Annotated in this window: 18 protein-coding genes; 2 read left to right on the top strand and 16 right to left on the bottom strand. The window is 59.9% G+C overall.

Going from position 1 to position 17,917, the window contains the following annotated elements; translation table 11 throughout:
• Positions 1–113: 113 nt before the first annotated feature.
• Both JFT66_RS22910 and JFT66_RS22905 read left to right on the top strand, forming a co-directional pair.
• Complete coding sequence (locus tag JFT66_RS22910) at positions 114–1,922, top strand: monovalent cation:proton antiporter-2 (CPA2) family protein (protein WP_153838377.1); 1,809 nt, start codon at positions 114–116, stop codon at positions 1,920–1,922.
• A 72-nt stretch (positions 1,923–1,994) separates the two neighbouring features.
• On the top strand, positions 1,995–2,549 hold the full coding sequence (locus tag JFT66_RS22905; protein ID WP_153838378.1) for a hypothetical protein: 555 nt from the start codon (positions 1,995–1,997) through the stop codon (positions 2,547–2,549).
• 131 nt (positions 2,550–2,680) lie between these two features.
• Here JFT66_RS22905 and JFT66_RS22900 read toward each other — a convergent pair whose 3' ends face one another.
• The 16 genes from JFT66_RS22900 to JFT66_RS22825 form a co-directional block, all read right to left on the bottom strand.
• Positions 2,681–3,397 (bottom strand): alpha/beta hydrolase, encoded by a 717-nt coding sequence (locus JFT66_RS22900; RefSeq protein WP_034120124.1) that lies wholly within the window; start codon positions 3,395–3,397, stop codon positions 2,681–2,683.
• Positions 3,398–3,409: 12 nt separating this feature from the next.
• Complete coding sequence (cobF, locus tag JFT66_RS22895; protein ID WP_153838379.1) at positions 3,410–4,165, bottom strand: precorrin-6A synthase (deacetylating); 756 nt, start codon at positions 4,163–4,165, stop codon at positions 3,410–3,412.
• A gap of 57 nt (positions 4,166–4,222) precedes the next feature.
• Positions 4,223–5,173 (bottom strand): hypothetical protein, encoded by a 951-nt coding sequence (locus JFT66_RS22890; RefSeq protein ID WP_034120126.1) that lies wholly within the window; start codon positions 5,171–5,173, stop codon positions 4,223–4,225.
• Positions 5,170–6,654, bottom strand: a complete 1,485-nt coding sequence (locus JFT66_RS22885; protein WP_153838380.1) for an AAA family ATPase — start codon at positions 6,652–6,654, stop codon at positions 5,170–5,172. Before JFT66_RS22885 ends, JFT66_RS22890 begins: the two co-directional genes overlap by 4 nt.
• 120 nt (positions 6,655–6,774) lie before the next feature.
• Complete coding sequence (locus JFT66_RS22880; RefSeq protein ID WP_153838381.1) at positions 6,775–7,338, bottom strand: histidine phosphatase family protein; 564 nt, start codon at positions 7,336–7,338, stop codon at positions 6,775–6,777.
• Positions 7,339–7,409: 71 nt separating this feature from the next.
• Entirely contained in the window at positions 7,410–8,387 is a 978-nt protein-coding gene (locus JFT66_RS22875; RefSeq protein WP_198860221.1) for a LysR family transcriptional regulator, read from the bottom strand.
• 39 nt (positions 8,388–8,426) lie between these two features.
• The gene (locus JFT66_RS22870) at positions 8,427–9,374 is read right to left on the bottom strand and encodes a peptidylprolyl isomerase (RefSeq protein WP_198860220.1); all 948 of its coding nucleotides are present in this window, start codon (positions 9,372–9,374) and stop codon (positions 8,427–8,429) included.
• Positions 9,371–9,850, bottom strand: coding sequence for a YbjN domain-containing protein (locus tag JFT66_RS22865; protein ID WP_034120132.1), 480 nt, complete (start codon positions 9,848–9,850; stop codon positions 9,371–9,373). Before JFT66_RS22865 ends, JFT66_RS22870 begins: the two co-directional genes overlap by 4 nt.
• 19 nt (positions 9,851–9,869) lie before the next feature.
• Complete coding sequence (locus JFT66_RS22860; RefSeq protein WP_034120133.1) at positions 9,870–10,496, bottom strand: hypothetical protein; 627 nt, start codon at positions 10,494–10,496, stop codon at positions 9,870–9,872.
• Positions 10,497–10,514: 18 nt separating this feature from the next.
• Positions 10,515–12,215 (bottom strand): putative porin, encoded by a 1,701-nt coding sequence (locus JFT66_RS22855; protein WP_198860219.1) that lies wholly within the window; start codon positions 12,213–12,215, stop codon positions 10,515–10,517.
• 43 nt (positions 12,216–12,258) lie between these two features.
• The gene (locus JFT66_RS22850; protein ID WP_153838384.1) at positions 12,259–12,960 is read right to left on the bottom strand and encodes an energy transducer TonB family protein; all 702 of its coding nucleotides are present in this window, start codon (positions 12,958–12,960) and stop codon (positions 12,259–12,261) included.
• A gap of 3 nt (positions 12,961–12,963) precedes the next feature.
• Positions 12,964–13,389, bottom strand: coding sequence for an ExbD/TolR family protein (locus tag JFT66_RS22845; protein ID WP_034120138.1), 426 nt, complete (start codon positions 13,387–13,389; stop codon positions 12,964–12,966).
• Positions 13,390–13,400: 11 nt separating this feature from the next.
• Positions 13,401–15,200, bottom strand: a complete 1,800-nt coding sequence (locus tag JFT66_RS22840) for a DUF2341 domain-containing protein (RefSeq protein ID WP_034120140.1) — start codon at positions 15,198–15,200, stop codon at positions 13,401–13,403.
• A 24-nt stretch (positions 15,201–15,224) separates the two neighbouring features.
• Positions 15,225–16,808, bottom strand: a complete 1,584-nt coding sequence (locus tag JFT66_RS22835; RefSeq protein ID WP_034120142.1) for a ShlB/FhaC/HecB family hemolysin secretion/activation protein — start codon at positions 16,806–16,808, stop codon at positions 15,225–15,227.
• Positions 16,809–16,867: 59 nt separating this feature from the next.
• Positions 16,868–17,461, bottom strand: coding sequence for a transposase (locus JFT66_RS22830; protein ID WP_034120143.1), 594 nt, complete (start codon positions 17,459–17,461; stop codon positions 16,868–16,870).
• Between the two features lie 361 nt (positions 17,462–17,822).
• Positions 17,823–17,917, bottom strand: a 95-nt coding sequence (locus JFT66_RS22825; RefSeq protein ID WP_198859121.1) for an IS3 family transposase, incomplete at its 5' end; no start/stop codon positions are given.

Here is a 17,917-nt window from a genome sequence, read left to right as displayed (position 1 = left end):
TCTCGCGACAGAAATACAAGTTTCAAAATGTGAAAAAGCGCTTTAATAGCGCCCTATTTCCGTCCCCCGTAGGAGCGGTCAGCCGTTGATCCAAGTAAACAATGGAGTTCGCAATGCCCCATGAAGGCAACCTGTTACAAGCGGCCGTGGTGTTCCTGTTCGCCGCCGTGCTCACCGTGCCTCTGGCCAAGCGCCTGCAACTGGGCGCTGTGTTGGGCTATCTGCTCGCCGGTGTGATCATCGGCCCGTCGGTGCTGGGCCTGATCGGCAACCCGCAAAGCGTGGCGCAGTTCTCGGAACTGGGCGTGGTGTTGTTGCTGTTCATCATCGGCCTGGAGCTGTCACCCAAGCGCCTATGGGTGATGCGCAAGGCGGTGTTCGGTGTCGGCCTGGCCCAGGTGCTGCTCACCGGCATGGTCATCGGCGCGGTGGCGTTGTGGCTGTTTGGCCAATCATGGAACAGCGCAATCGTGCTGGGCCTGGGCCTGGCGCTGTCCTCCACGGCGTTTGGCCTGCAAAGCCTGGCCGAACGCAAGGAACTCAACCAGCCCCACGGGCGCCTGGCGTTTGCCATCCTGCTGTTCCAGGACATCGCCGCGATCCCGCTGATTGCCATGGTGCCGCTGCTGGCCGGTAGCGATCACCCCACCAACGAGGCGCAGGGCCTGCAACACGTGTTGCAGATCCTCGGCAGCATCGCGGTGGTGATCATCGGCGGGCGCTACCTGTTGCGCCCGGTGTTTCGCATCGTCGCCAAGACCGGCCTGCGCGAAGTGTCCACGGCCACCGCGCTGCTGGTGGTGATCGGTACCGCCTGGCTGATGGAGCTGGTCGGCGTGTCCATGGCCCTGGGGGCCTTCCTCGCCGGCCTGCTGTTGGCAGACTCGGAATACCGCCACGAGCTGGAATCCCAGATCGAGCCGTTCAAGGGCCTGCTGCTGGGGCTGTTTTTTATCAGCGTGGGCATGGGCGCGAACCTCAGTTTGCTGCTCAGCACACCACTGCTGGTGATCGGCCTGACCTTGCTGCTGATCGGTTTGAAACTGCCGCTGCTGTACGCCGTCGGCCGCATGGTCGGCGATCTCAATCGCGAAAGCGCCTTGCGCCTGGGTGTAGTGCTGGCGGCGGGTGGTGAATTCGCCTTCGTGGTGTTCAAGATCGGCCGCGACCAAGGCTTGTTCGAACCGCACCTCTACGACGTGCTGGTACTGACCATCACCCTGTCCATGGCGGTGACGCCGCTGTTGCTGCTGGTGTGCCCGAAGCTGTTCAAGCCCAAGGTCAAGCCGGTGGAAGTACCCGAGGAATACCGCGCCATCGAAAGCGATGCACCCCGTGTAGTCATCGCTGGCATGGGCCGGATGGGTCAGATCGTGGCGCGGATCCTGCGCGCCCAGAACATCTCGTTTATCGCCCTCGATACTTCGGTCGAAACCATCGAACTGACCCGCAGTTTTGGCGGCATGCCGGTGTTCTACGGCGACCCCCAGCGCCCGGAAATCCTCCACGCGGCCAAGGTCGACCAGGCGGAGTATTTCGTCATCGCCATGGACGACCCGGAGATCAACATCAAGACCGCCGCCCTGGTGCGCAGCCTTTACCCGCATATGAAGATCATCGCCCGTGCCCGTAACCGCCAACACGTGCACCGCCTGGTAGACCTGGACGCCTCACCGATACGCGAGACCTTCTACTCCAGCCTGGAAATGAGCCGCCGTACCCTGGTCGGCCTCGGCTTGAGCCAGGCCCAGGCCGATGCACGCATCAACCGCTTCAAGAACCACGACCTGCAACTGCTCGCCGCCCAACACGCGGTGTACGACGACGCAGCCAAAGTCATGCAAAGCGCCCAGGAAGCCCGTACGGAACTGGCGCGGCTGTTTGAGATGGACAGGCTTGAGGAAGAGTCCGACAAGGTGTGAGGCTGGAGATGAACGATATTGCGAATTTTCTGACAGAATACGCCGCAATTTCGTTCATCCCTGGAGTGTTTCATGGCCACGATCACCAAGACCGCAGTGCTGCTGGCCCTCGCGCTGACTGCTGGCAACGTGCTGGCTGCCGCCAAACCGGCGACGCAGACGATCACCACCTTGGGTGGCAAGTTCACCTTCACCCTGCCCAAGGCCTACAGCGCCGACACCCTGCCCTCCGGTAAGGCTGACGACGGCACGGCCGACACCCAAGGTACTCTGTACGCCAACTCGACGACGAAAAGTGTGGTGATCGTCGCCGAAACCGTGCGTAACGATGGGGCAACCATCCAGGATAATGACCCGCAGTTCCTCGATGGCGCCGTGGCAGATTTCGTCAAGGACCAGAGCGCCGCCCTGCCCGACTTCAAGAAGCTGGGCGAGAAGAAACTCACCTACAAGGGCCTCGGCCTACGCCAAGTGGACAGCAGCGCCACCCAGGGCGGTGGCAAGACCTTGAACTCGACCTTCCTCGGCGGTTCCGGCAACCATCTGCTGGTGATCCAGGCGATCTCCCGGGCTGATGATGTGAAGGGGCATGCGCAGTTGGTAAAGCAGATTACCGGCGGTAAGTAACCCAATTTTCACAGACAACACAAATCAAATGTGGGAGGGGGCTTGCTCCCGATGAGGGAGTGTCAGTTGATACATCTGTAACTGATCCACCGCCATCGGGAGCAAGCCCCCTCCCACATTTTTAATCGCATTTACTTCAAGCTTTTCTCTAGCCAGGCTTTCAAATCCTGCACTTCCACTTCGCTGATCGTGTGATTCATCCCCGGATACCCATGAAACTCTGGCTTCAACCCCAACCCCACCAGCACCTCATTCGCCCGCGTGCCCGACGCATACGGCAGCGCCTGATCCAACGTGCCATGGCCAATAAAAATCGCCAGCTTGCCTAATGATTCCTTGGGCTTGAGCTGCGCCTTGAGCACCGGCAACACACTGCCGCTCAACGCTGCGATGCCGCGCACCCGTTCGGGCTGACGCAGGCCCACTTCGTAAGACATGATCGCGCCCTGGCTGAACCCCACCAGGAACACCCGGTCGCTTTGCGTGTGGTACTTGGCAGTGGCTTTGCCGACAAAGTCTTCGATCAGCTTGGCGCTGCTTTGCAAGTCCGCAGTCTCGCCGTTGTAGTCGGGCTCATCGGTCTTGGTAAACCAGCGATAACCGTGCGGGTCCACCGGCATCGGTGCACGCACCGACAGGTAGGTCCAGGTCGACGGCAACGCGTCCTTGATGCCAAACAAATCGTCCTCGTTGCTGCCAAACCCATGCAGGAAAATCACCAGTGGCTGGTTGCGCGCATCGCTCTGGGTTTGCTCCAGGTACGCCAGCGGCAAATCGGTGTGCAGGGTGGAGTCGGCGTGGGCGGCACTTGCGAGCAGGGTCAGCGCCAGGGCAAACAGTTTGAGCATGGGGAAGCGTCCTCAGGGTTTGCGCAATAAATAAGTGTCCATGATCCAGCCATTGGCCAGGCGCGCCGCCTTGCGCACCCGTTCGATTTCTTGCGCCACTTCAGCCACTTTGCCGCTGATGAGGATCTCGTCCGGCGTGCCCAGGTAGGCGCCCCAGTAGATATCCAGGTCCTTGTCGGCGACGCTGCGGTAAGAGTCTTCGGCATCGAGCATCACCACCAGGGTATCGGCATCACTCGCCTGCCCCGCCGCCAGGCGACGCCCGGTGGTGATCTCGATGGACTTGCCGATACGGTTCAACGGCACCTTATGCTGGGCCGCCAGGGCCTGCACGCTGGTGATACCGGGGATTACTTCGAACTCGAACACGCAACGGCCACTGGCAAGGATCGCCTGCAAAATGCGAATGGTGCTGTCGTACAGCGCCGGGTCACCCCAGGCCAGGAACGCCCCTACTTCGCCGTCAGCCATTTCTTCGTTGATCATGCGCTCGAAGGTCTGCTGCTTATCGCGGTTGAGGTCCTGCACGGCGGTGGTGTAGTCGATCTCACCGCGCACGCGCTCAGGGCAATCGGCCTCGACAAAACGGTAGCCGGGCTCGGTGATGTAGGTTTCGCAAATCTCACGGCGCAGGTCGATCAGCTTGTCCTTGCTCTGGCCCTTGTCCATCAGGAAGAACACGTCGGTACGGTTCAGCGCCTTCACGGCCTGCATCGTGATGTAGTCAGGGTTGCCGGCGCCAATGCCGATGATCAGGATGCGTTTCATGGGGTGCTCTCAGTGCGGGGCGTGGATTTTGCCATGTTATGGCGGTGGCCGGCTGAGTCAAATCACCTTGTATTGCCGGGCGATGTCGAGTTTGAGTTTACCCATCAGCACGTTTTTATAGCTGTCGTCCGTTTCATTGAAACCCAGAGGGTGTTTACCAGAGAAATTGAGTTTGGCCAGTATCTTGGGCAAGATCCTGTATCTACCACCTAACCGGGAGAGTTTCGCCACCGCCAACGCATCGGGTATACAGACCTGATAGCGCGGGATCAAGTTAAAGGTAGCAATTGAGTTATCCACTTTCAGGCATTTGCCATTGGTTGCCACCAGCTCAATCTCGTAGGACGAACTGTCGGCCTGAAGCCTCAACTTATTTAAGTCTAGGCCACTTCCCTTATGCATAAGTTTAAACGTTATGTTTTCCGGATCCACCAATGGGTGCAGGTGAGGTTTCAAATCAAACCGGGTCGTTCCTTTCATTTGCGGCCCATTACACTTTTCGCAGCAGGGGATAAAGTTACCAATGGTCAATGCCAAAAATGGAAATTCGGCCTGAGGGTAATAATGATCAATATTTGGCCGATACGCTTTCAACCCATCAGGGCTTACATAAGTATCAATCGGTGAAATATGGCAATAAGGGCAAATTTTCAATGCTGTGGACGCACACAGTGCATAGGCGTCCCATGTTTTTAACAGAACGATCCTTTCTTTGGCACTAAACTCCGCATAGCACAGGTATTTTTTAAGCAGACCTTTCACGTACTCGACATCAGCAGCAAGCGTAAAAGACTGACCAAAGGCAACAATCACCGCCGGCAGTTTTAGCGGATCACGCCCACATATAGCACCCTTGTGTTTATCCAAGAACTCGACGAGGAGATGCTGCGTCATGTCGGGCCCCGTGAAGGCTCTCAAGATATTAGTGAGTTTTTGTAACTTCCACTGCAAGAACAACCTGTGCCTGGCCGAGACATTTCCCCACACCTGCGCAATATTAATAATCATTGCCCCGGTCTCTCTGGGGCGGGGTACAACGCCTCCTTGATACCAATATCGCCGATACTCTCAAGCACCAGCATATCCAATGCCGATACATCCCCACGCTCAAGACGTTCATTGAGTTCATTTATCTTGTTCGCCGCAAACTCACCAATCGCGGTGGTCCCAAAAGAGTTAAGGATAATATCCTCCAACGGGGCAGCAAAAGTATTCTGAGGTGTGATCTTCTCGTCCAGATTGGTGACCATACAGGCTGGAAAATCTCCAGCTATGACGGGTGAGTGCGTAGCAATCACCACCTGCACAATGTCCATGCCAAATTCAGACTTAACGGTTGCCAGGAATTTATTCAAAAGAGAAATGTACTTACGCTGCCACTCAAGATGGAGATAGGCATCACCCTCATCAATCAGAACCAACACATGGTTGAATTTTTTTCGGGCCATGGTTGCAAAAGCCCTGCGCAGCAAGAAAAACTGGTCAACCAAGGCCCTTACTCCGGAGCTTTGGTCGGTCCATCGGACTTCAACTGCTGCCTTCGTTTTTTTTATGTCCTTAGCTTCCTTTGCTGAACGTATGGCAAAAGAATAGGAGCGAGGGTGGGTACGAACGCCTCCCTCTTGCCTCGCGCTTATATAGTTTCGAGTGGTGCGATAGGTAACGTTCAGCAACTCGAACAACTCCTCATCTTTTTTATAAGATGGATCATGGACGAGACCATAAAAATTAAAGAAAAATCGTCCAACCCGGTGCGGGTCAATTACTTTCTTTGTTACTTCTGTTAAGGCAGCGAGCACCACTCGCTCTTGGTCTGTCGGCAGCTTAGAGCAAACGTGGTGTTCCAACCTAAGGACGCATGTATCCAGTAACCCTTCAATGCGACTACTTAAGCGCTCACTTTCATAATAATTCGAGCTAACCGACTTACGCCTTTTCTCAATCTTGTCGTAATCAGACAAGAACTTCATCACGGACGCATCGGTTGCAAAGCCGTTAACGCGACTCATTGAAATAAGTGACGGCACCAAGATCGTCTTGAACAACTCAAACTCGTACCCCACTTCAGCTCTCAAGCGCGAGTTGAGCGCCAAATCACTGGCCACCTGGTAAAACTGCTCAACTCGACCAAAGTTCTCCACCTTGCCAAACTGAGGAGAAGCGTCGAAAAATCTGTGTCGTAAGGGCAGCCTGCGTCGGTAGGGAACAGGAGAAAAATAAATCACGCCAATGCCTTCGAGCTCTTGATCGGAAAGCTTTTCCGAAGATGGCTTTCGAGCATCATAAACTTCTCGTCGGTCTAGGGAGCGCGGTGATGAAATGCAAGATGCTATATCGCACAATAAGGCGGTTTTACCAGACCCGTTATTACCAAGAATTAAGCGAATTGTATCGACGTCAAAGAAGCCATTCCATTTGAGACTCTCTGGGTTCTCAAATTCAAACTTATTCGCACCCGTTTTTACCGCAATCAATTTGTTAATTTGCATAGAATCCCTTACGCAACCCGTCAGTCATCCGGCCAGTTCAAAATATGAACAGTCGCAATCCGTGGGCCAAACGCTCGTATCGAGCAGTAATGCCATTTTGCCACACACCGTTGCTCTGCGTTAAGCCACGCTTGATTCAGCCGCCAAACGCAACCGCCATTGCCCGTTGAACCTCAACTCAACCGACGACAAAGGCTCAACATCAATCAGGTAGAACATTGAGATCGGGAACTGCATGACGTACAGCATCGCGGCGCGGATGACGAATGGGTGGGTTACTGCGACTACATGACCAGGTTGGGTTTCGAGGGATTTGAGCCATTGGCCTACCCGGGCACACATCTGATCCACCGACTCGCCGCCATGGGGTGCGCTCGCACTGTCGGTGGTCCAGGCCGTCAACTCGTCGCTATCAAGCTGGCCGATGTCCTGGCCTTTCCAGGTGCCAAAATCAGCGTCGCGCAATGCTGTTTCGACTTCGGCGTTATAGCCGAACAAACCTGCGGTCTGGCGGGCTCTGGCCTCGGGGCCGCACAGCAGGCGTGGCGGTTTTTTGTAGCGTCCGGCCAGGGATAAGGCTGCGCCCTGCCAGTCCATGGCGACGGACTCGTCGTCGGGAAAGCGCCCTTGTTTTTGCAAGGGGGTGACGGCGTGGCAGATCAGGGTCAAGCGGGTGGCCAGCATCGCAATTCACTCTGTTTTCGGTATGTTACAGCACCCCGAATAACCTGATGCATTTGCTCCGCGCCACGGGTTTAATCAAACCACTCCCGCCGCCCCTCGAACGTACTCACGATCAACTGCACAATCATCTGCACCGCCTCAACCTCCCCCGCTTGCGTATTCACCGCCAGCCACACCTGGCGTTGCATGCTTTGCGCCAGTAGCCCCGGCAATGCCACCAACCCACGGTCGAAACTGCCCATGTAATGGGGCAACAAGCCGATGCAGGCACCACAGCGGATCATCTCCAGCATCAGTGAATAAGCCTGCACCTGCACCACCGCCGCCAGGCGCTGCTGCACCAGGTTGTTCCAGGGCTGCAAGGCATCGACCTGCACGTCCGGTTGCCACTGCACCAGCATGTAGTCATTGAGGTCTTCGACACTGTCGGGGCGCGTGGTCAGGCGCGAATAACGCTTGGCGATGTGCGGCAGGTACTGCAAGCGTGCCAGGCACCGTGGAGGTTCGGTGGCAAAGCTTGGTCCGGATGCCCGGCCGTCGGTTTCCGATAGCCATAACACCACGTCCGCATCCACGGCTTGCAGCGCCAGTTGGCTGTCAATGGAGATGATCTCCAGACGCACACTGGCGTTACGCCGCAGCAACGCGATCAAGTCGCGACCGAGGATGTCATGCAGGATCGGCTCGGCCACGGCCAGGCGGATCAGCGGCTGCTCTAGCACCGGCAGGCGCCGCTCAAGGGCCAGGCTCGCCAGTTGCGCTTGCAGTTGCAGGCCGTCGCGGCTGAGCACCAAGCCGTTGCCCTGGTAGGTGAACAACGAATGACGCAGGTGTTCTTCCAATTGCGCCAGGCGCTTGCGCAGCAGCGTTGCCTTGATATTCAAGCTGCGCGCGGCCTGCATGAAGCACCCGCATCGCGCACTCACCAGAAAGTAATGCGCAACCTGCGGTTCGATCTCCTCGGCCAATGCCAGCCAGGCACTGCGCGAGTCACTGGGTGCGCGAAAAGGTCCTGGCCCCTGGGGAGCGGACGGTTCCAGATATGCCATGGGTGACTCCCTGTCTGATGGGTCTTTGCATCCAATCCGTTACTCCAGCGCCTTGTTCAACTCGGCACCGTCGATGCTCAAGGTGGCGGTGTTGAGCATGCCTTCCAGATAAGCCTTGGCGATCTGTTCCTGGCGTTGGGCGCGCAGGGCTTCGGTCAAGCGCCCGCGCAGTTCATCGAGGGTGGCGGTGCGGGCCGGTTGCTGGGCGGTGAGCTTGAGCACATGGAAACCCGCCGCACTTTGCACCACGTCCGACACGGCACCGACCTTCAGCCGTGCCACCGCCTCGCGCACCGGTGGCAGCAATTGCTGCAGCGGTTGCAAGCCCGAATCACCACCTTGTTGTGCGGTGCCGGGGTCTTGGGAATATTGCGTGGCCAGCGCGGCAAATTCCCCTGGCGCGACCTGGGCCTTGCGGCTCAATTCCTGGGCCTGGCGGCGCACAGCCTCGGTGCTCAGTGGGTCATTGACGGCGAGGAAGATCTGGCTGACCCGGTACAACGGTGGCGTCATCCACTGTGCCTTGCCGTTGTCATAAGCCTGCTGCAACTCTGCCGCGCTGGGATAGTCGGCCGGCACCTGGCTGACCGACAGCATGTAGTCACGAAACACAATCTGCTCGGTGGCGGCGCGGGTCTGTTGTTCCACCTCCGGGCGTTGGCGCCAGCCCTGGGCGTCGGCCTGTTCGAGCACGGCCTTTTGCGCCAGGCGTGAGCGCAGCCACGTCTCCAGGGCGCCACGGTTACCCCGCAGTTGTTCACGGGTTTCGGTCGGCAGGCTCGCCAGCACGTTTTGCAATTCAGGCACGTCGATCTGTTGGTTGCCCAAGCGGGCCACGGCGGGCCCGCTGGGTTGCGGGTTCAGAGCGTGCGGGTTCAAGGGTTGCTGAGCGGCGACCGGGCCAGTGCCCGGTCGCAGACTCAACCCTACCGCCACGACCAGCAAGGCCAGCGCACCTGCGCCGACGAGCAGGGTTGGTTTTTTCACAGGGCAGGCGCCTCTTCACTCACCGGCGCGGCTGTGGCCTGGGCCTGCAACTGGGCGGCTTGCTGGCTGTACTCGCGCAGGTAGACGATAAATTCCTGCAGCAGGCGGTCCCACAGCTCAAGCTGGCTGCGCAGGTGCGTGGCGCCGACGCCGGCCACCACCACGTCCATCTCCATCAGCAGGAACTCGCCCTGCACCGACAACCGCGCAAAACGTCGCGAGGCATTCCACACCTGGGCCAGGCCCTCGGGCAACTCACCCTGCACCCGCAGCGCGCAGCTGTAGGTGAAGTCCACATAGCTGCCCGGCTCGGCTGCCGGGTTGCCGAAGCGTACGGCAAAGCCGATGCCCTGGCTGGCGCTGAGCAGTTGCACAATGCCGTTCTGTTCGGTCTGGTTGACCCGATAGCCGGCTTCCTGCAACAGCTCGGTAAGGCTTTGGGTAGTAACGCTGGTGATCAGTTGAACATCGCTCATGAAGTTTCTTCCTTGTTGATCATTGATTAACGACGGTGTGCGGAGCATCAAACCGATTAAGGTATAGCTCATCGCCAAAACCTTGGGCCAGTTCCTCGAACTTGACCCGCGCGCCGCTGGCAAAGGGTTGGCGAATACTCATCACCTCGGCCACATCGATTTTTTCGTAGGCCGCGAGCAATTGCTGGGCCACGCCGTACATCTGTTGATTCTTGGCAGCACATTGCTGCACTTGTGTGTCACGTTCAGTCAATTGCGTTTGCAGGCGCGCACGCTCGCTCTCTTTGCCCTTGGCCAATGCCAGCAGGTCGTCATAGGCTTTCTTGAACTTGCCGACCTGTTCATTGCTCGCCACCACTTGGGCCTGCGCCTGGCTGTGCAGGCTCTGTTGCTGGCTGGCGAGTTGCTCGGCCATGCCACGGGCTTTTTCCAGCTCCAGGGTCAATTGCTTGATCTGCGCCTGGGCTTGCTTGGCCTGGGCTTCAGCGGCCAGGCGTGCGGCACTGGCCTGGGCCTGTTCACTTTGCAAGGCCTGCAACTGCTGGGTGGTGCTGCGCAGTTGCGTGCGCAGGCGCTCTTCCATGCCTTCGGCCGAGGCCCCGGTGGCGAGCAACAGCAACAGCAGCCCACAGATTCGCGTGTTCATGTGGCATCTCCCTGCGCATCAGAAGCGCGTGTTGAGTTCCAGTTGCATCACATCGACTTCAAATGGCGCGCCGTACACTTCGGATGCGCTTAACCAACGGGCGCTGGCGTAGATGTTCTTGTCGATACCGTAGTTGCCGCCAATGAAGTAGCCCTTGGCGTTGGTGCCACCGAGGTGAAACGAAGAGTCGTTGAAGCCGTCGGGCAAGGCGTCAGGCTGGATGTACTTGTAGCCGGCCAACAGGTTCCAGTCGCCGCGCTTGCGCATCTCCAGGGCACTGCCGAGGGTGAACTGCACCAGCATGGCGTTGCCGCCACTTTCAAACTGGCCGCCGCGGTTGATGTTGTTGACGATCTGGCCGGCGCTGCGCTTGAGCATCTCGCCTTTGTCGTAGGCCAGGTTGTGAATGTAGTTGGCCTGGGTGCGCAGCTTGAAGTCGCTGGGCAGCTCGGCATCCCAGGCCAGGTTGAGGTCCAGTACATCAAACTTGGACGCCAGGCCCACGAACTGCGGTTGCGGGGTCAGGCCCGGCGTGGCCGGGTTGGGGGTGATGTCGCGCAACAGGAACACGCTGTTGCCCTTCTGCATAAAGGCCAGGCGCGTGCCGTCGCTGTCGCAGGCCGGCTGGCCAGCCCAGGGCGAACAGGGGCTGGAACGCTGGCCTTCGATATCGTCGAAGTGATAGTAGGCCAACGCGCCCTTGAGGCTGTTGCTGCGGTTGATCTTCCAGTTGGCGCCGACCTGCCCGCCGAACAGCCATTTAGTGTCGCTGTCTTCCTTGTCGAAACCGTTACTGCTGGCGGCATCGGAGGTGTACTCCACCGGAAACGCGCCAAGGGTACCGAACAGGCCCCAGTCGCTGTTCAGCGCATGGTTGAAGTTGGCCGCGATACCGTCGAAGTTGAGGTCACCGGAATACATCATATCGGTTGCGTAGAACGGGTTGGCGAAGCGCCCTGCCGTCAGGGTCAGGTCCGGCGCAGCCTTCCAGCTCAAGTAGCCCTGGTCGAGCCAGATGTCTTTTTTGCCAAAGCCACCGCCCAGGGTCTGGGTGGTGGACACCGGGTTGTTGTCCGAGCCGGTGCCGATACGAATGCCGGCGGTCCATTCCGGCGAGATCACCGCCTTCATGCCCAGGCGCGCGCGCAGGCGGAACAGGTTTTCGCGGTCCTTGGTGGTGTTGAGCAACGGCGGCAACTTGGTGTTGGTGTCTTTGTTGACATCGTAGGGGCCGCTGTCATTGAGCTTGGCGTAGTCGACGATTTCATTGCTGTTGTTGCCCGAGAAGTAGCGTGACTCATCGCGCAGGCGGATATCGCCGTCAAAGGTAATACGCGAGACCCAATCCGGGAACGTATTGGGCTGGGCCCAGTTTTCCTGCTTGGCGGTGGACATCACCTCAGCCTTGACCTGATCGCGAATCTGGTCGCGCACCGCTTGCGGCACGTACTGCACACGCACATCCCCAGGCGCGGCCGTCGGGCCACTGGCGACCAGCGGCGCGGCATTGGCCTGGCGCGCCTGCCGGGCTTCTTTTTCGGCCTGGGCGATCAAGCCGTTAGCGGTGTCCTGGGTGAGCACACCTTGCTGCACCAGCAGGCGGATCAGGTTGATCGTGACGTTTTCCGAAGGCGCAACCGGCGCTGCCGACGCCTGGCCGACCAGGGTGGCGATGACCATGCCGACCGCCAGGGTCAGTCGATTCACGGGGGAAATCATGTGTACGCAACTCCTGTAGAAAACTGCAAAAAAAAGGGTTTGATCAATCCGGTCGACGGCCCTTGAGCGACAGGCGCACGGGCATCGTCACCGCTGCCGGCACGCGTTGAGTGGCGTGGGGGGCGCGTAATGCCGCAAGCACTTGCGCGTCGGTCTCGGCGTCGCCGCTGGACTTCACCAACTCAGCCCGCGTCACCTGGCCCTCGGCGCTCAACCACAAATCGGCCTGCACGGCGTAAGCCTTCTTGCGTAACTCCGGGTCATCCCTGAGCAGGCGCTGGAACAGCCCCGCCAGGTACTGCTTGTACGTGCCCGTACCCAGGCCACCACCGCCGGAACCGGCCATGCCACCGCCCTTGCCCGCGCCGATGTTGAAGCCGTCATTGCCGGCCTGGGCGTCGCCGTCGATCTGCATCGGGTTGGCCAAGTCATCAGCCGGTGACGGCGGTGCCTCCTCGGCTGGCTTGACCTCTTCGGGTTCAGGGGTGGGCACCGGCTCCGGGACTTTTTCTTCAACCTGAGGCTCGGGTTCCTTGGGCTTTTCCGGTGGTGGCGGTGGGGGTGGCGGCAACGGGATGATGGTCGGCACCTTCGGCGCTTCGCGGCGTACGCCACTCATGTCATTGGCCCACTGCCAGAGGAACCAGGCGGCCACGGCGCCCAACAGCAGGCCGGCGCCCCACTTCAGCGGGCGTAGCAACCTGTTCTTCACAGGCACGGGTGGGATCGGTATCTGTGCGGTCATGGCTCACCCCTGGCTCGGTTTGCCGGTGACCAGCCCGACCTGGGACAGCTCCAGCCGACGCAGCAAATCGAGCACCTCGATCACCTTCTGGTACTGCACCAGCGCGTCACCGCGCACGATCACCGGGAAGTCCGGGTTCTGGGCCTTCTCGATCCGCAGGCGCTCTTCCAACTCGCCGAGGGTCACCGGGTACGCATCAAGGAACACCTGGCCGCCGTCATTGATCGAGATGGCCTTGGTCTTGGCCTCGGACAACGACACCGAGGCACTGGCCTTGGGCAGGTGAATCTGGATCCCGGAGACCTGGGCGGTAGCGGTGAGGATAAACATCACCAGCACCACCATCAGCACGTCCACCAGCGGCGTGATATTGATGCTGTCGACAGCGGCATCCTCATCATCGTCGTGGGCGGCATTCACGTTAGCCATGGCGATTCTCCTCAGGCCGAAACCGGCGTTTGCTGGGGAAGGCGATGCGCCGCTTCACGGGACTGGCTCTCGCCGTGCATCTCCGCCAGGCGGGTAATGAACTCGTCGACAAACACCCGCATGTCGGCGCTGACTTCCTTGTTGCGTGTGATCAGGCGGTTATAGCCAAACAGCGCCGGGATCGCGACGAACAGGCCCATGGCCGTGGCCAGCAACGCCGCGGCCATGCCTGGGGCAATGGCGTTGATGTTCACGTCACCGGCCATGGCCGTGCCGAGGAACACCACCATGATCCCCAGCACGGTGCCGAGCAGGCCGATGTAGGGGCCGCCGGCAATAGCATTGGAGAGAGTCGAGAGCTTGGCGCTCAGGGCCTGGTTTTCGCGGGTGCGCACACCGTCCATGGAGCAGCGGATGGCTTCGATGGTGGCCGCCGAGACCGACGAGGTGTCGGCGCCCTGGGCGCGGCGCGTGCGGATCTCCTTGACCGCCACGCGGTACAGGCGCCACAGCGAGGAATGGGTCAAGCGCTCGGCCAGCACCGCGTCGTCGTAGTACATCTCCAGGCGCGTGCCGATCTGGGCGAACTCGCCGCGAAAGATCTCGTTGGCCGCACTCACGCGGCTGACCATGCGGTTCTTGCGCAGCATGATGAACCACGACTGGAACATCATCGCCACCAGCACCAGGATGATCACCCAGGCATCCACCGGCACCGCCTTGAGCAAGAAGCCCAGGCTGCCGAAGCCGAAACCCGACTGCTCTTCATCGACGCCATAGGCCACCAGTTTCGACTCGGCGCCCTGGGCACTGGCATCGGCCAGCAACAGCGTGGCCGGGCGCGCCACCTTGGACAGGCGCAGCTCGTCGATGGCCCCGGCGAACGGCAAGCGCGCGGTGGCCGCATCAGGCAAATCGGCGCCGATGGCCACGGGCGAATTGAACCCGGGCAACGCCACCGCCAGGCTCGCGGTTTCGCGACCATTGACATACAGCGCGACTTTTTCGCCCTCGGCGGTGAATGCCAGGTGCTGCCACTGACCGGGGTTCAACGGTTGGGTCGAGACTGCGCGCTGGCCGTCAATCTCCACAAACGGCATACCCTGGTTAAGCCCCAGCAATAGGCTATGGCCGCCGTCGCGACGGGCCAGTAGCACTTGCTCGCCGCTGGCCTGGTCCAGGCGCAGCCAGGCGCTGAAGGTGAATGCGCCACCCGCCGCGTGTTGCAGCGACGGGCTGGCTGGCAACATCAGCGCCTGGCCGCCGAACTGCAAGGCACGGCCGATCACCCCGTCGATACTGGCGCCGGTGGCGTTCAACGCAGTATTGCCGTAGGCGGTAGTGTCCCGAGGCGGCGTACCGTTGGCGCCATCGAAGTGGTACAGCGCGGTGTAGCTGGGGTCAAAGGTCAACTGACCGTTGGCGGTGGCCGGGGCTTTCTGGTTGCCGTAGTACATCCAGATATCCTGGCGCTGGGCACCTTCGACCTTGGGCACATCGACCCAGATCAGCGCCATGCCCATCAGCGGGTCGAAGCTTTCGATCTGGTGGTTGAACACGGTCTTGTCATCGGCACTGACAAAGCGCAGGTCGGCGCCGTCATCCTTGACGCCGTCAAAGCTGAAGTTGCCGGTGTGCAAGCGCACCAGCAGCGCGGTACGGCCCAGGGCCTGGTTGATCGCGCCACCTTGGGCGGTGGTGTCCACGGTGATCTGCTTGCGGTAGTGCCAGTCGTCCTGCCACCAGGCATGGGCGGTGGCAGGCAGCGTGAAGCCCAGGCAGATCAACAGGCTCAGAAATAGGCGTTGCATGGGTGAAGTCTCCGGAAGAAAAAGTCAGAAAGTCGCCTGCACACTGAAGTGCAGTCGCGAATCCTGTTTCTGGGTGTTCGGTCCATCGAGCAGCGGGTAGCCCCAATCCAGGCTGCCGGATAACCATTTGCTCAAACTGGCGCGGGTGCCCAGGCCGACACTGGCCAGGCTGTATTCGTCTTCCTGCTCGGGCAGCGGCTCATGCAGGCGCATGCGCGCGCCTTCGGCGAACGCATAGAAACGCCATTCCTGTACGTAGCTGCCGAGGAACTTGGCCAGGGACGGGGTGCGCAACTCCTGGGAGAGCAACAGCCCTTCATCACTGGTGCGCTCAGCCGCGAGGTAACCGCGCACCGAGGTTGCGCCGCCGGCGGAATACTGCTCGTTGGACACCAGCGGCCCCGAGGCCAACTGGAAGCCGGCCTTGCTCGCCGACTGCCAGTCGTTGCCGAAGGTGTAGAGGTAGTTCGCGTCGCCCTTGAGCACGGCGAAACTGGGGCTGGCCTTGTAACGCTTGTACTCGAACTCGGTGGCGTCGCTGCCGTAACCAAAAAATGCGCGGGTGCCGACCACCAGGTTCAAGCCGAGCCCCAACTGGGATTGCTCTGTGTAGCGATAACCGTTGTAGCCGAAGGTCAGCGGCGCGTATTTGAGCGGCACCTGGTCGTTGCTGGCACCGAGCTTGAGTTGCTCGTCGAAGTCCTTGAAGTCGACGCCTGCGGACAACGAGTTGGCCCAACTGCCAGCGGCCGGCAGGTTGTAGATCGCCGACACACCATAGGAATGGCCCTTGCCCAACACGTTGCTGCCGCCGATGGTGGCGATGTTGCTGTCGGACTGGTAACCGGAAAACTGCACGGTCCAGCGCTCATCCAGCGGAGCGCTGTAGGTGCCGGACCACACCTTGGCATTGCTGCTGTCCTGGGGCGCCGTGAAGTAGGTCAGGGAAACGCTGTGGCCCAGCTGCCAGAGGTTGTCATAGCCCAGGGTTGCGACTGAGCGCAGCTTCTCGGTGTCGGCGCTGTAGTCGTTGTTCAGGCCCAGGCTGGCGTGCCAGGGGTTCTGGTCTTCCACCTGCAGGTCGACATCCATGGTGCCCGGGCGCTGGCCTTCTCGCACCAGCGGCGTGACCTGCCGCCCTGCCCCGCGGTTGAGCCCCGCGAGCTGGGTTTGCACACTGGCAAAATCCGGCACCGCGCCTTCCTTCAGCGCGGGTACTTCTTCACGGATCTCTACCGGCGAGTAGTGCTTGGCGCCTACCACCCGCACGCGGCCGACCTTGGTTTCGCTGACTTGCAGGTAGACGATACCGTCATCGACCTTCTGCTCCGGCAACTCGACAAACACCGACTGGTACCCGCGCGCCTGGTAGATTTTCTGCAGCGCATCACGGGCGCCTTCGATATCGTCGAGGGTTTTTTGCGGCCCGAGAAACGGGTACACCGCCTCCTCGATAGTGGGCGCGTCGAGTACGGTATTGCCGCGCACGAAGTACTCATTGACGTCCACCCGGCGCGCCGGCGCTTGCTCCTCGGCCAGCACGGGTTGGCACGTGGCCCCAAGCGCCAGGCAACACAGCGCCAACGTTGACTTGAACAGATGCTCCACACCGCCCCCTGGTTGTCTAAAGTGTTGCGCCTTCACCGATTGCACGGCGTTCGGCCTGCTCAATTGCTGGTGGTCGAAAGATGGCTGTGCCGGGCCAGCCAGGTGTGCAGCAAGGCGAAGTTCAACGAGAACTCCGGCATGTGCAGCAAGGCGCCACAAAACACTTCACCGATGATTTTCTGAATCAGTTGCACCGCATGCGGGTTGTCCAACAGCGTGGCAATGTCCCGTTGCAGCGCGTGGATACCCCAGACTTTCTGGTGCAGGTCGAGGCCGACGAACCAGCGGAACAGCAGGTTATAATTGAGCTGTTCGTGCAGTTGCTGCTCGCTGGGCACCGAATACAGCAGTTGCAGGAGCAGGATGTGCACCACCGTATGCGGCGCGATCGACATGCCCGGTTCGGCCTGGAGTTGGTCGCGGTGGCTGTCGAGCACCTCATCGATCTGCGGGCGCAGCAACACCAGTGAATGGCCGGTGGGGATGTAGCTGGACACTTCCTTCAACGCGCCCTGCCAGTCGTCCTGGGAGACGATCCACACCCACGGCGCACCGTAGCGGTACACCGAAACCGGCTTCTTGCGTGCGGCTTCCACGATCTTCGACAGGCGCTGGTCGAGCTCCTGCATACCGACTTTCGAGTAGCGTTCCATAGTTCCCATTTGCCCCCTCCTGGCGTGCTGCTGACGGCTTTGGAGGGGACCTTTGATCGCCTCCAGCGCGTTACATAGGCAAGACAGGAGTGGGTGCGGGCTACCGAACTTTTGTCATGAAAGCTTCATTTTGGATTGGGTGGGGGGCAATTTTTCAGTGGGGTCATGTGCGCAAATGTAGGAGGGGCGGTGTGACGATTGCGGCCTAACAGCGACCAGGATGTTAGGGGTTTTGACCGAGTACATATCCGTTGCTGCGGTACCGGCGGGTATTGGTTCCGCTCTTACAGCGGGTCACTTTTGAAAAGAGCCCAAAAGTGACCCGCTGTTGAACTGCCCCCCAAAAGTTGGACAGGAGACGCTATTGATTTAGTGCCTGGGTCCGAAATTGTATCGGACTCAAGCCATTCAGTCTGAGGCTTATGCGGTCTTGGTTGTAGTAGGCGATGTAATCCT

Source organism: Pseudomonas sp. MF6755 (assembly GCF_016405635.1).
Classification (GTDB): Bacteria; Pseudomonadota; Gammaproteobacteria; order Pseudomonadales; family Pseudomonadaceae; genus Aquipseudomonas; species Aquipseudomonas haemolytica.
This window is presented reverse-complemented; position numbering and strand designations above follow the sequence as displayed.

What these genes read in the sequence shown, in the direction of transcription:
- JFT66_RS22910 (WP_153838377.1), top strand. Translation starts at nt 114, where the DNA reads ATGCCCCATGAAGGCAACCTGTTACAAGCGGCCGTGGTGTTCCTGTTC.
- JFT66_RS22905 (WP_153838378.1), top strand. Translation starts at nt 1,995, where the DNA reads ATGGCCACGATCACCAAGACCGCAGTGCTGCTGGCCCTCGCGCTGACT.
- JFT66_RS22900 (WP_034120124.1), bottom strand. Translation starts at nt 3,397, where the DNA reads ATGCTCAAACTGTTTGCCCTGGCGCTGACCCTGCTCGCAAGTGCCGCC.
- cobF (WP_153838379.1), bottom strand. Translation starts at nt 4,165, where the DNA reads ATGAAACGCATCCTGATCATCGGCATTGGCGCCGGCAACCCTGACTAC.
- JFT66_RS22890 (WP_034120126.1), bottom strand. Translation starts at nt 5,173, where the DNA reads ATGATTATTAATATTGCGCAGGTGTGGGGAAATGTCTCGGCCAGGCAC.
- JFT66_RS22885 (WP_153838380.1), bottom strand. Translation starts at nt 6,654, where the DNA reads ATGCAAATTAACAAATTGATTGCGGTAAAAACGGGTGCGAATAAGTTT.
- JFT66_RS22880 (WP_153838381.1), bottom strand. Translation starts at nt 7,338, where the DNA reads ATGCTGGCCACCCGCTTGACCCTGATCTGCCACGCCGTCACCCCCTTG.
- JFT66_RS22875 (WP_198860221.1), bottom strand. Translation starts at nt 8,387, where the DNA reads ATGGCATATCTGGAACCGTCCGCTCCCCAGGGGCCAGGACCTTTTCGC.
- JFT66_RS22865 (WP_034120132.1), bottom strand. Translation starts at nt 9,850, where the DNA reads ATGAGCGATGTTCAACTGATCACCAGCGTTACTACCCAAAGCCTTACC.
- JFT66_RS22860 (WP_034120133.1), bottom strand. Translation starts at nt 10,496, where the DNA reads ATGAACACGCGAATCTGTGGGCTGCTGTTGCTGTTGCTCGCCACCGGG.
- JFT66_RS22855 (WP_198860219.1), bottom strand. Translation starts at nt 12,215, where the DNA reads ATGATTTCCCCCGTGAATCGACTGACCCTGGCGGTCGGCATGGTCATC.
- JFT66_RS22850 (WP_153838384.1), bottom strand. Translation starts at nt 12,960, where the DNA reads ATGACCGCACAGATACCGATCCCACCCGTGCCTGTGAAGAACAGGTTG.
- JFT66_RS22845 (WP_034120138.1), bottom strand. Translation starts at nt 13,389, where the DNA reads ATGGCTAACGTGAATGCCGCCCACGACGATGATGAGGATGCCGCTGTC.
- JFT66_RS22840 (WP_034120140.1), bottom strand. Translation starts at nt 15,200, where the DNA reads ATGCAACGCCTATTTCTGAGCCTGTTGATCTGCCTGGGCTTCACGCTG.
- JFT66_RS22830 (WP_034120143.1), bottom strand. Translation starts at nt 17,461, where the DNA reads ATGGAACGCTACTCGAAAGTCGGTATGCAGGAGCTCGACCAGCGCCTG.